Origin of the sequence: Mesorhizobium sp. M0802, assembly GCF_040320115.1 — a bacterium.
Taxonomy (GTDB): Bacteria; Pseudomonadota; Alphaproteobacteria; order Rhizobiales; family Rhizobiaceae; genus Mesorhizobium.
In genome coordinates this window covers 26,671-38,848 of sequence record NZ_JAMYOY010000032.1, presented here as the reverse complement: position 1 = coordinate 38,848, position 12,178 = coordinate 26,671, and the positions used below count along the sequence as shown (strand labels likewise).

Annotated in this window: 10 protein-coding genes and 3 pseudogenes; 1 reads left to right on the top strand and 12 read right to left on the bottom strand. The window is 58.4% G+C overall.

Features of this window, described 5'->3' with window-relative positions:
* Positions 1-165 precede the first annotated feature (165 nt).
* The 9 genes and pseudogenes from NKI10_RS29325 to NKI10_RS29285 all read right to left on the bottom strand — a co-directional run.
* A pseudogene (locus tag NKI10_RS29325) lies at positions 166-425 on the bottom strand (helix-turn-helix domain-containing protein); the annotation flags it as partial.
* Positions 426-433: 8 nt separating this feature from the next.
* Entirely contained in the window at positions 434-1,408 is a 975-nt protein-coding gene (locus tag NKI10_RS29320; RefSeq protein ID WP_023806356.1) for a LysR family transcriptional regulator, read from the bottom strand.
* Positions 1,409-1,472: 64 nt separating this feature from the next.
* Positions 1,473-2,261, bottom strand: a complete 789-nt coding sequence (locus tag NKI10_RS29315; RefSeq protein WP_023806355.1) for an ABC transporter permease — start codon at positions 2,259-2,261, stop codon at positions 1,473-1,475.
* Between the two features lie 3 nt (positions 2,262-2,264).
* Positions 2,265-3,176, bottom strand: a complete 912-nt coding sequence (gene nodI, locus NKI10_RS29310) for a nodulation factor ABC transporter ATP-binding protein NodI (protein ID WP_023706355.1) — start codon at positions 3,174-3,176, stop codon at positions 2,265-2,267.
* A 54-nt stretch (positions 3,177-3,230) separates the two neighbouring features.
* Positions 3,231-3,464: pseudogene (locus NKI10_RS29305) on the bottom strand (carbamoyltransferase N-terminal domain-containing protein); the annotation flags it as partial.
* A 35-nt stretch (positions 3,465-3,499) separates the two neighbouring features.
* Positions 3,500-4,129 carry a nodulation methyltransferase NodS gene (gene nodS / locus NKI10_RS29300; protein WP_031198788.1) on the bottom strand — a complete coding sequence of 210 codons (630 nt, stop codon included), beginning with the start codon at positions 4,127-4,129 and terminating at the stop codon, positions 3,500-3,502.
* Positions 4,130-4,143: 14 nt separating this feature from the next.
* Positions 4,144-5,502, bottom strand: coding sequence for a chitooligosaccharide synthase NodC (gene nodC, locus NKI10_RS29295; RefSeq protein WP_023806352.1), 1,359 nt, complete (start codon positions 5,500-5,502; stop codon positions 4,144-4,146).
* A 14-nt stretch (positions 5,503-5,516) separates the two neighbouring features.
* Positions 5,517-6,176: a chitooligosaccharide deacetylase NodB gene (nodB, locus tag NKI10_RS29290; protein ID WP_023806351.1), complete on the bottom strand. Its 660-nt coding sequence runs from the start codon at positions 6,174-6,176 to the stop codon at positions 5,517-5,519.
* The gene (locus tag NKI10_RS29285) at positions 6,173-6,766 is read right to left on the bottom strand and encodes a NodA family N-acyltransferase (protein WP_023694280.1); all 594 of its coding nucleotides are present in this window, start codon (positions 6,764-6,766) and stop codon (positions 6,173-6,175) included. Before NKI10_RS29285 ends, nodB begins: the two co-directional genes overlap by 4 nt.
* Before the next feature lie 237 nt (positions 6,767-7,003).
* Between NKI10_RS29285 and NKI10_RS29280 the strand changes: the two genes are divergently transcribed.
* Entirely contained in the window at positions 7,004-8,029 is a 1,026-nt protein-coding gene (locus NKI10_RS29280) for a LysR family transcriptional regulator (RefSeq protein WP_023806350.1), read from the top strand.
* Between the two features lie 80 nt (positions 8,030-8,109).
* Here NKI10_RS29280 and NKI10_RS30980 read toward each other — a convergent pair.
* The 3 genes and pseudogenes from NKI10_RS30980 to NKI10_RS29270 all read right to left on the bottom strand — a co-directional run.
* Positions 8,110-8,337: pseudogene (locus tag NKI10_RS30980) on the bottom strand (IS1634 family transposase); the annotation flags it as partial.
* A gap of 287 nt (positions 8,338-8,624) precedes the next feature.
* Positions 8,625-9,656 (bottom strand): LacI family DNA-binding transcriptional regulator, encoded by a 1,032-nt coding sequence (locus NKI10_RS29275; RefSeq protein WP_023672231.1) that lies wholly within the window; start codon positions 9,654-9,656, stop codon positions 8,625-8,627.
* 296 nt (positions 9,657-9,952) lie between these two features.
* Positions 9,953-11,281, bottom strand: coding sequence for a dicarboxylate/amino acid:cation symporter (locus NKI10_RS29270; RefSeq protein WP_352515282.1), 1,329 nt, complete (start codon positions 11,279-11,281; stop codon positions 9,953-9,955).
* Between the last annotated feature and the right edge of the window lie 897 nt (positions 11,282-12,178).

Below are 12,178 nucleotides of genomic sequence, written 5' to 3'. Positions count from 1 at the left end.
CGAAAAATACTCCTAATGATGTCCCTGCCTGAGTCGTTCATATTCGTCATCGGACAATTGGAGAAATCGATTGCTTGGATAGGCACACATTTACGAAATGGATGCACTCTCGTTCGCTTCGCCCTTCTGCTGAGCAGTTGCGGGCTCGCAGGCGGCGGGGACCGGAAACAAGCGCTCTCGCAGCCAATCGTCCAGCCCGTCAACGCGGTCGGCCGAACAGGTTTACCAAACGGAACGGTCCCGCCGTGGCGGAGATACCGACGCACCGTGTTGCGCGCGCACCCGAATTCCTTCGCCCATCGGTTCGCTCCACCAGCCAAGTTCATGCAGCCGCAGCATCGCTGCTACCTCTTAGGCTGAAGCATCGGCTCTCTCCACATCGTTCTCGACAATGCAGGAATCTCCCAATTCCAATCGCCATCCATGCCTCCTCTCATAGTCGAGGGGGGAGCAGTTTCTCAATTTGCGGACAACTGAGACGTCCGGTGCTCTTAGGCAGAGGAATCATACGAGATCCCTCCTGCAACATCATTTCACGCATCCACAAGCTTGCCGGATCACTATTGTGGAGCGCAGGCCATTGGATGGCCTCCGTGAATGCGGGAGGAAGTGGTGGCGGAAGTTGGACAATCCGCAGGGGTGTTGTTTTTGCGAAATGCTGCGCCAGCCGTAAGGGCATGGTCCCGATGCGGCTGGTGCCGGATACAACGGGCGGGATCAGGCTAAAGCCGTGTACGACAACTTCGATACGTCTCTCGAAACCGTGCTCAAGCAGATACCATTCCTCGACGGAGAGCTGCCGGGTGTCCCCGAATTTGAGGACAACCTGCCCCATCGATAAGTATCGCTCCAATGTAAGTGGCTCTGACAGCTGCTTGTTCGTGCGGCAGCCTACGCATACGAGCTTATCTTCGAACAGGGCTGCGCGAGGATGTTTCGACATGAATACTTCCGGCATGATCAGAAAATCAACGTCGCCGCGCCGGAGAAGCTCCTCGGGGTCGTCGGAAATAGGGAGACATTCAAAGCGGACGGCGGGAGCTTCCCGCGCAGCACGTTCTACGATCTTCTTAAAAAATACGAGCGTGATGTAATCGGAAAGGATGATCCGGAAGCGACGATCCGATTGGGCTGGGTTGAAGGCGTCCCAGGAAATAATCGATAGCTGGATGTGCAGCAATGCCTCCCTGACTGCTGGGGCGAGCCCCTCAGCGCGCGGTGTCAAAATGAGCTCGCGGCCGCTCATCGTAAATAGCTCATCGCTGAAATAGGCGCGTAACCGAGCAACGGCGGCGCTCATTGCCGGCTGGCTCAGGTTAATACTGCGGGCCGCCGCGGTGACTTTACGTTCCCTGACCAGAGCGTCCAACACAACGAGGAGGTTCAGATCGAGTCCTTTAAAACGCATGTCTTGATCTAGGCGGCGTGTGAATGGGTTGCGCCCAAACATCCAATTCGAATGGTGAGTAGCGTCAACGCATCAGCCTTCGACGAAAAAGAGCAATCGAAAAGAAGAAGGGCAAAACCGTGTATATGCAAAGCGCGCCGATATGCAGGCCCATTTTGTCAATCGGACGGCCAAGCATCGCTGGACGAATGAGGTCGACTGCATGTGCGAGCGGCAATAAGGAGGCAGCATACTGAAAAGCGCCGGGCAATTGGTTGACCGGAAACATCGCGCCGCAAAGGAACAGCATGGGTGTAATAACAAGCGTATTATAAAATATGAAATATTCATAGCTGGGCGCAAGCGCCGTGACGACCATCGCTAGACTCGCGAAGGCGAGGCCATTGAGAGCGATGACTGGCAGCAAGCAGAGGATGGATGGCCACGATGCGTATCCGAGCGTGGTGGCAACAATAGTGATTGCTGTGCCCGCCATGAGGGCCTTCGTGGCTGCCCACGCCAATTCGCCGAGTAAGATATCGCCGAGCGTCAGCTGAGTGCATAGCATTCCTTCCCAGGTGCGCTGGTCGCCCATGCGGCCGAAACTCCCGTAGACCGTTTCAGCGGTCGCCGATGCCATCACGCTTGTGGCAACCATGCCAGCCGCGAGAAACGCAATGTACGAAGTGCCCTCAACAGGACCTATCATTGTTCCGATGCCAAAGCCGAGACCGAACAGATAGATCATCGGATCGGCGAGGTTGCCGAGAACCGATGCAAGCCCGATTTTCTTCCATCCAAGATAGTTGCGGCGCCAAACCGCGACCCAATTCCACGCATTGGCGGGCATGCCCGCCGCATAACGTTCGCCCATTGTTCAGTCCTCCATCTCGCGCCCGGTTAACCGCAAAAACACATCCTCGAGATTGGGGGGACGCTGCAGAAGGCGTAGACCCGTGCGCCCGCGTAGCTGCGCCAGCACCTGCTCCGGATCGGGTGCATAGCAAAAAAGCGTCTCACCGCTCACCTCGATGCGCTGTGCGTACGGCCGGATCAGCGCACCCAGTTCATGCGGATTGCCGCCGTAGACCTCGACCACGTCACAGCCGATCTGCTCGTCAATGAGTTCGGACGGGCGACCTTCGGCGATCTTGCGCCCCTCCTCCATAACGCACAGCCGATCGCACAGCCGCTCGGCCTCTTCCATGAAATGGGTAGTCAAAAGAATAGTCTTGCCCCGCGCCAGCAGCGATCGCAGCCGATCCCAGATCAGGTGGCGGGCCTGCGGATCGAGGCCGGTGGTCGGCTCGTCCATCACCAGCAAGTGCGGGTCATTGATCAGCGCACGCGCGAGCGTCAGGCGCCGCTTCATGCCGCCGGACAGTTCGGCGACGCGCGCATCCGCTTTGTTCTCGAGGCGGGCGAACTCAAGCAGCGATGGTATGACCGCATCGATCTGGCGTCTGCTCATCCGGAAGTAGCGCCCGAACACCAACAGGTTCTCGCGTACAGTGAACGCGGCATCAAGATTGTCGAACTGCGGGACCACGCCGATGCGCATACGTGCCAAACGCGCGCGCGCCGGCACTGGAGCGCCGAGCACAGTAATCTTCCCCGCATCAGGCGATGTCATGCCGAGGACCATACGCGCAATCGTGCTTTTGCCCGCGCCGTTCGGTCCCAAGAGCCCGAAGCATTCCCCCGCCGCAACGCGGAACGACAGCCTGTCGACAACGAGCTTGTCATAAGTTTTGCTTACGTCAGTAAGGTCGATCGCTACCATGGACATGGGTTCATTTTACCGAGAGGGACGACAAAACTGGCGGTTGCTTGGTTGCCTGCCGACCTGAAACTGTGACTCGTCTTCGCCATCCCCGCCGTCGATAACGAACTGATCGACATCACAAGGATCTAGCCGCTGCTCCGCTAAAGCGGCAACAATTGCGTCGAGATTATCGATGGATTGGTAACGCGGATCGTTGTGCCGCTTTTCCTGGTCAACGCAGAAGACGAGCCGTCCATCCTCGACCAGGGCGATCGCCCCATCATGGGTCAGCTTGGTACCACAGATGCGCATAGTGTCTCCACGTTAACGGCGATAGATTCGATTCATCAGGAAGCGGAAATCGGGTTCCGGAAACGGACGAGCAAGCAGTCTTCGTTGACCGACTCGCCCCGACACTCAAGACGCTCTACCTCGATCAACGTTTCGTTCAGCATGGCGATGACCGGCTCAGCACCAGCGGCGTGACCCCAGCGACGGCAATTAGCATCCCTTGCCGATCCGAAGATCAGATGCCCGCCTGGCGCAAGCACCCGCACCAGGTTTTTGACGGCCGCGCGCATCTCGGCTATGTCTCCGAGGTAGTAGAGGACCTCCGCCACAACGATCAGGTCAAACAACTCGTTGGTCGAAAACTGTTGAACATCGGAGACTATCCAGTTGATGCGCGACGGCTCCTTTATCCGTTGACGTGCTCGAGCAATCGCTTGCGCCACGACATCGATGACGGTGAGCCCTTGGCAGTAGGGGGCTAGTTTTTCCGTGAATGCGCCGGCAGCGCACCCGACTTCGAGGGCATTTGTAATGGAGCCTTGGGCAAGCGCCAGCTGGAGCATTTGCGTGTGGCGCTTCTGCTCGAACGGATTGCCGTCGAGGCGCCACGGATCGTCTGCGGCCAATTCCCGATCAAGCAACTGATGATTCGCGTTCTGGGTCAAACTCGTGCACCTCTCGTCCATCAGGTAAGTAGCGATCACTCGTCGCCGCAAATGTTGTCCGACAGGACTAATTCCGAAGAATCCCGCGCAAGATTGAGCCTGCGAAGCGGAGCCGAATGGGGCGAGAATTCTGCCCTGCTGGAACCAGTGATCGGAGTTTGGGTGGGGGCCTGTTTTCCCCCAGTGTTCGATGTAGCGACAGCAGAGCTTCGTGACAGCCAATCGCTATTGCTCAAGGTACACAGCGCGTAGGCCTTCAACGGAAGCAAGAGAAAGACGTTGATGAACGTGTGCAGCGAAAAGCCAAGAAATCGAAATTGTCGAGCACGAAATGCTACCACGCTGCATCGGAGCATGGTCATGGACACAATCATCAGTCCTGTCCACCAAGGCACAGTGCCTGTCAGTGCGAAATGTGCGAGGCCCGTTAATACCGATAGGGCGAGGAGTAGCGCGCCGAGATTCTGTCCGACCACGTCCAACGTGAGATAGCTATTTAGGCTAGGCAGCAAGCGCAGCCCAAGCAGCGTGTCCCGGAATGTGCTTCGTGCCCAACGGAGTTGTTGGCGCAGATACGGTCCGAGTCTGTTCGGAACGACTGTGGCCGCGATGGCGCTCGGAACGTATTCGGTTCGAAAGCCTGCTTTCAGCATCAGGATAGTGAGATGGCGATCCTCACCGAAGTCGCTTGGCTTGCCCCGAAAAAATTGCGACTCGTACTGGTCCAGTAACAAAAGGAGCGCAGACCGGCGGTACATGGCACATGGGCCGCAACAGCACATAACGGCACCGAAGCGAGCCTGTGCCGCGCGCTCCTCGTTGCAAGCCAGCCAGTACTCCATGTCTATCAGCCTGGTCAGCCAGCTCTCGGTTCGGTTACTGGCCGTCAACTGACCCATGACTGCGCCGACCGCTGAATCTCGCATCTTCGGTACAAGCTTGGAAATGACGTCGGGTGCGAGTACCGTGTCTGAATCAACGTTAAGCACCAGATCCCCTGATGAGCGGCGTATCGCGGCGATCTGCGCCTTGCGCTTTCCAACATTCTCGGGAAGCAAAATGATGTCGAACCTGGGGTCGCGCGCGTAGTCTTCGTGGACAGTTCCTAAGGCTTCGCGATTTCCAGAACCGTCATCAACCAAATAGACCCGAAGTCTTCCGGCGTATTCTTGGTCTGCAATGGAAGCCAGGCACTCTGAAAGCGTGCGCGGATCCTCGTTGAAGCAGGGGACGATGACATCCACGCTGGGCAGTTTGTCGGAGCCGACGAGAACCTCCAACGCCGACGAATCCTTTGTCGGCATAGCATAAAGCCCTTGCATGCTCTTATAGGCAGTCGAGAGCAGTGCATAAAGCGAAATGGCCACAGTGCTGGTTGTACCAAGAAGTGTCATGGGATCTCGTTTGTTCAGTGATGTTGAGGAAGTGAGCGGATTACAAATCCGCGCTCACGCAGTGCTGGAATCAGCCGGGACAGCGCCGTGACCGTCTGGTCGCGCATGCCGGCGTGAGCGCCCTGGCTCAACTCGCCGGGAGGGCATCCGTCGTGCAAGAGTACAATTGCGCCCGGCCGGACAGAGGCGAGCACTCTATCAATAATCGCCTCGACTCCAGGGCGAGACCAATCTCGAGGGTCGACGGACCAATGAAGGGCCGCCAGCCCGGCGATCTGTGATGCTGTGCAGACTTCTTCGCTCCAGGCGCCGTAGGGCGCGCGAACAAAGCGGACCGAGGCCTGCGGGCACGCTCTCATGATGGCGTCGTTCGCTTCAAAGACCTCACGTTGCACTTCGCCGAAACCGCATTGGTACAGGTCCGGATGAGACATCGTGTGGTTGCCTACCTCGTGCCCTTCTGCGATCATCCGTTGGATTAGATCTGGGTGCTCTAAGGCGTAGGCGCCGATGACGAAGAAAGTCGCCGGCACCCGCTGCTCTGCCAGCACGTCGAGAATCTCCGGTGTGAAAAGTGGATTGGGACCGTCGTCAAACGTCAGATAAACGCTTCGACGGCCGGTGCCGTCAGAGCACTCACGGCGCACTTCGTACAAGCAATCGGACCAGCTCATAGCTCTGGTCCGTTCCGATCTATCATCGTGCCCGTGGGCCATTCGCTGATCGGCCGTCCAACTGGCAGAACAATGGTGAGTGCGTCATCGATGCGTGTGGGCGGCAGGTCGAGGCGGGCCTCTGGTCGGGTGGAGCGCACGCGAATTCCCGACAAAACGGCCATAGGGCTGTATCGCCGTCCGAACCTCTCAACATGATTCCGCAGCGCGTCCCTGACCGTTCCGAAAGCGAATGGAACGCCAAGCTCCTGCAGTATTGGAAGCATGACATGGATTGAATGGGCGATTCCCAGACCCTCAAGGTCCGGACGTACCCCGTACAGGCCCAGCTCAGCCACCAACAGGTCGACCGCGTCGACCTTGATGAAACGGCGCAGTATGCCCATGTGAGCCGCTACACCGCTTGAATCATAGGCGATTACGCGGAGTTCAGGCCTGGCTCCGGCCCAGCTTCGACTACCTTCGAACGGTTCTGCGTTGGACGCCCCAGTCGGCCCGTACGTATCACGAAAGAACTCGGCGAGCTTAACGTGATCGGAGAGCTGCAACTCGTTTTCCCAGCACAACTTCCACTGCACCTGATGGCGCATTCAGGACCTCTCTTCATATTGGTTTTTGCGGCCGCATTACTCGACCAAAGCGGCGTTGGTGGCTGCACTCAGCCGTTGTCGTTGGCGAAGGTGAGCCAGACGCTCTCTCGAGTTCCGGCCCGTGTCGTCGATTTGAGCTTGACGTCGCTCACTTTCCGTTCCTCTAATGCATGGCTCGTAAATTCGTAAAATTGATTGTTTGAATGATACGCATCCACACGTTGGATAGAACATGACATGCGTTTTAAAGGGCTGGATCTAAATCTCCTCGTTGTGCTGGACGCTCTGATGAGGGAGCGTAAAGTCACTGCCGCGGCTCGCAGTATCAACCTGAGCCAGCCGGCCATGAGCGCCGCCGTTGCTCGGCTACGCGCCTATTTCAGCGATGAGCTATTTACGATGAGCGGCCGCGAGCTCATTTTGACGCCGCGCGCCGACGGGCTCGCCCCAGCAGTCCGGGACGCATTGCTGCACATCCAGCTATCGATTATTTCCCCCGACGCCTTCAACCCGGCCCAATCGGATCGTCTCTTCCGAATCATGCTTTCCGATTACATCACGCTCGTATTTTTTAGGAAGATAGTAGAGCGCGCTGCGCAGGAAGCTCCCGCCGTTCGCTTTGAATGTCTGCCTATTTGCGACGACCCCGAGGAGCTTCTCCGGCGCGGCGACGTTGATTTTCTGATCATGCCGGAAGTGTTCATGTCGAAACATCCTCGCGCAGCCCTGTTCGAAGATAAGCTCGTAGGCGTAGGCTGCGGCACGAACAAGCAGCTGTCGGAGCCACTTACATTCGAGCGATACTTGTGCATGGGACATGTTGTGCTCAAATTCAGGCACACCCGGCAGCCCACCATGGAGGAATGGTATTTGCTCGAGCACGGTTTCGAGAGACGTATCGAAGTTGTCGTACAGGGCTTTAGCCTGATCCCGCCCGTCCTGTCAGGCACCAACCGCATCGGGACCATGCCCTTACGGCTGGCGCAGCATTTCGCAAAAGCAACACCCCTGCGGATTGTCCAACTTCCGCCGCCACTTCCTCCTCCTGCATTCACGGAAGCCGTCCAATGGCCTGAGCTTCACAATAGTGATCCGGCAAGCATGTGGATGCGGGAAATGATGTTGCAGGAGGCATCTCGCCTGGCGCCTTTGCCTGAAATCATTGAGCGTCTCGGGCACGCCGATCCGACCTTTCGTTTCTTGGTACCGACTGCCACCTCGAAATCGCGTGCGAAGTCCCGGAAGATGTTGAGCCCCACCTAATCACCGCCTGTAAGACAGGCTGATCAGCATGTTCGACAAGCGCCGGCGCGGCGCGTGTTACCTACGTTCTGGGGCTGATCTCAGGCGAGTTGCTCGTCGAGGATGTGTGGCAGAGTGATGCCAGCTGCCTTGATTGCCCGCTTTGGCCGTAGGTGGTGACGACGCGAGCATTCTTTTCGATGGCGGCTTCTGAAGGCGGACGCGATCGCGTAGGAGCGGTTGCCCTTCGGGCGTCGGGCCTTTGGCCCGGCAGAGCGGCGCAGTTCCTTGCTAAGTGCGAGGGGCCGGAACGAGCAGAACACACGCCCAGGCTGCTACTGAATTGACTGCCGCCTCGATTTGCGTGCGAAGTCCCAGAAGATGGTTAGCCCGGTTAAATTCCTACCTTGCCGGCTGTGCCGCGGCTTTTCACGTGCAGCCAGGCGAGGAGATGGCGGTCGACGAGGTCGACCCCGGGCTGTGCTGGCCTCGCTCGGCTCTTGCCGTGCGGGATCATTGACCACACCCCCTGCACGAGAACGTGGGGCATGTTGGCAAGTGAAGCCGGTGGAGGTTGATGCTGCGGATCTAGGCAATCTACCTCGCGCTTCCGCCTTCATATATTTTCCGGCAGATGGATGTCGAACGGCAGAAATGTCTGTCCGGGTGTTTCAGCGGTGCCGGTCTCGATAGCCCGTGTCATCAGCGTTATCAGCTCCTGGCAAAGCCGGCGCATTGGCGTGGCGACCGCCATCGTGACGATGTTATCTGCGAGCGCTGCCCGAGACTCAGGTGTGATTTCATTCACGATCGCGACGAGATCCCGACTTTTGCCCTCTTCTCGGAGCGCGGAGATCGCGCCCTCCATGCCGCCGCCGGCGACATAGAAGCCGACGAGCTCGGGCTCCCGCTGCATGAGATCAAGCGTTGCCTCGTAGGTGATCTGCCGTTTCTCGAGGTTCATGACCGGATCCAGCACCTCGAACGTGGGCGCGTTCTCACGGCAATAGGAGCGAAAGCCGACGTCACGGAGCTCGTGCCCCTGGAAACGATGGCTGCCGACAAACACCGCCACTTTGCCGGGCCGTTTTGCGACCTTGGACACCATCCAAGCGGCCGTGCGCCCCACCTTGCGGTTGTTGAGGCCGATATACCCCTGTCGCACGCCGGCGGCGAAGTCGGAAAGCAGCGAGAAAACCGGAATGCCCTTGGCCTTGAGATCCTCAACCGCTGCTGTGATTTTCGGGTGGTCCGGTGCCACCATCGCGATTGCATGGCAGCGTGCGCCCAACTCCTTGAGCGGCGCGATCAGGTCGCTCGGCATATGTGACGGGGCGAATTCGACGAGCGGAATGCCGTGGAAGGACTGGGCCAAATTGACCGATGCTTCAACCTCGCGCGCAAAATCTTGGTAGAAATGCTGGGCCGGTTTTCTCAAGATGAAGCCCAGACGGTAGTGCGGTAGGTCTCGCCGCAACCGCTGCTTGATTAGCCCGGCAGCATGATAGCCGATCGCCTGGGCGGCGTCGTGGACCCGCCGCGCGGTCTCCTCGCGCACCGGATGGCGGGCGTTCAGAACCCGATCGATCGTTGCTACGCTGACTCGGGCTTCGCGGGCGAGATCGGCAATTGTGGGGCGCTTGGTCATAGGTCCTATTCTGATTGGTTTTTGACGCGGGCCGGCCGCCTAACGCGTTTCGGTTTCGGGTGGCAAAACGAAGACGTCCCCATACGAGTGGGCACAGCGTGTTGGACGAACATCATTGCAGACGTAAACCGGCCGGGTATACTGAAAGGCTCATTCGCTTAAAGGGCGGTGAAGATTTGCACTCACACATTTAGCGCTTCTGATACATGGTCCGTGAGGAGCCGTTTAGAGGCTGCGGGTCGGTCGTTCAGTTATGTGACCAGCTAAGCGACTTGACAGGTCGTGGGCCGCCCACCTTACTTGCAGGAGGGTAGCCGGTTTGATGCCTCGGTAAGCTGATGACCGCTGAAGGCAGCTTTCATCTGTGCTCGGTCCAACTCTCCTTCCCAGCGTGCGACGACGAGGGATGCCACTGCGTTGCCGACGCAATTCGTCAGCGCCCGGCATTCGGACATGAATCGGTCGATGCCGAGTATCAGTGCCATCCCAGCAACGGGAACACTCGGAACTACCGCGAGCGTAGCCGCCAGGGTGATGAAGCCCGCACCTGTCACACCTGCAGCGCCCTTGGAGGAAAGCATTGCTACGAGCAGCAGCAGCACCTGATCGCCGATGGACAGATCCGTGTTCGTCGCCTGTGCGATGAAGAGAGCCGCAAGCGTCATGTAGATATTCGTGCCGTCCAGATTGAACGAATATCCGGCCGGGATGACGAGACCCACAACCGAACGCCTGGCGCCCGCCTTCTCCATTTTCTCCATCAGCGACGGGAGCGCCGCCTCCGAGGAGGACGTTGCAAGGACAAGCAGCAGCTCTTCCTTGATGTAACGAATGAGAGAACAAATCGAAAAGCCGTTGTAGCGGCAGACTGCGCCGAGAACCCCGAACACGAAGAGGAAGGCGGTGAAATAGAACGTCGCGACCAGCATCGCGAGGTTGACTACCGAACCGATGCCATATCTGCCGATGGTGAAGGCCATCGCGCCAAAAGCGCCGATCGGCGCGGCCTTCATCAGAATTCCGACGAGCTTGAAGACAGGCACAATGAGCGCCTGGAGGAAGGAAACGACAGGCTTGCCCGTCTCTCCGGCCATCGCAAGCGCCATGCCGAACAGAACCGAGAAGAACAGCACCTGCAGGATGTCGCCTTCCGCGAAGGCACCGACGATCGTTGGCGGGATGATGTTCATCAGGAAGCCGGTGACCGACTGCGCTTTGGCTTTTGCGGCATAGGTATTCACGGCCTGGACATCGAGCGAGGCCGGATCGATGTTCAGGCCGTCGCCAGGCTGGACGACATTGGCGACGATGAGGCCGACGATCAGCGCGAGCGTTGAGAAGGTGAGGAAATAAACCATTGCCTTGCCGGCGACCCGGCCGACCTTATGAAGATCGTTCATGCCGGCAATGCCGGTCGCAATTGTCAGGAAGATGACAGGCGCGATGATCATCTTGACCAGCTTGATGAAGGCATCACCCAGCGGCTTCAGGCTCTCGCCGGTCTCGGGATAAAAATAGCCAATTGCGACGCCGAGCGCGATGGCGGCAAGCACCTGGGCGTAGAGCTTGGTGTAGAAGGGTTTGCGGGGCGCGGGACTCGCGCAGCGGACTTGTGCAGCTGACACTGTTTCTCTCTCCCTGACCGGATCGAGGTGGCGTGGCTTCTCCCGGGCTTCTCCCTATCGCGGCGCTCCGGTCGAACGCTGCACCAACGCCGCCGCAATACCCATGCCAGATGAATCCGCATCACCTGAACTGACGTGGGCTCGCCAATGATGGAGGAATGCGGTGTCAGACCAGCGGGCAAGGCCGCGGTCCGAACGCCCTTGATGGTCTCTGGCAGAGTGCTTGCGGGTCGATCCCTCTGGCTAGCGGTTTTGCTGCACAGAGCGTGGTGGGTTCCTCATTAGCCGGCTTTGGACCGGGCCCCATCGTTGGCGCCAGCGCGTACCAATAGGTCGCCTGTTCAGGCCGTCCAGATGACAGGCTAACTTACCCCTGTTCGGAAGCGCTCGTTTCTAGACAGCCTACGACCATGCAGCCACTGCAATCACAGAATAAATTCGGACGGCCTTTTGGACGACCCATTTTGCAAATCAACGCCCGCAGCAGGGGCAGCCGTTTCCAAGCGGTCGCATCGTAATCTGTTCAGACTTTTCGATACGCTCATTGAGTGTGCCGATTTCGGCCCCAGGCTGGTGATGGTGCTGACCACGACGATGCGATCCATAAAGTTGCGAGCACCGCCTACGAAGTCGTACTCGACGCCAGCTTCGCGCCTTCACACGCGACATCGCCGCCGCCTGATCAACTCGAGAAAGATGGCGGTTGCCGCAACCGACCAGTGCCGTTGGCGGTTATTATCGCTCCCGCCCCTCCTTCGCGGGCGCTGGTGAATGGCACGGCCCCGCATTTACACTCCGCGCGGTCAGCCGCTCGGGCAACGTATGGCCGGCCAGGATTTCTGCTTCAACGCAAAGATAGAACTGATGAATCCTATCATAGGCCGCGAGGTTTCCTTT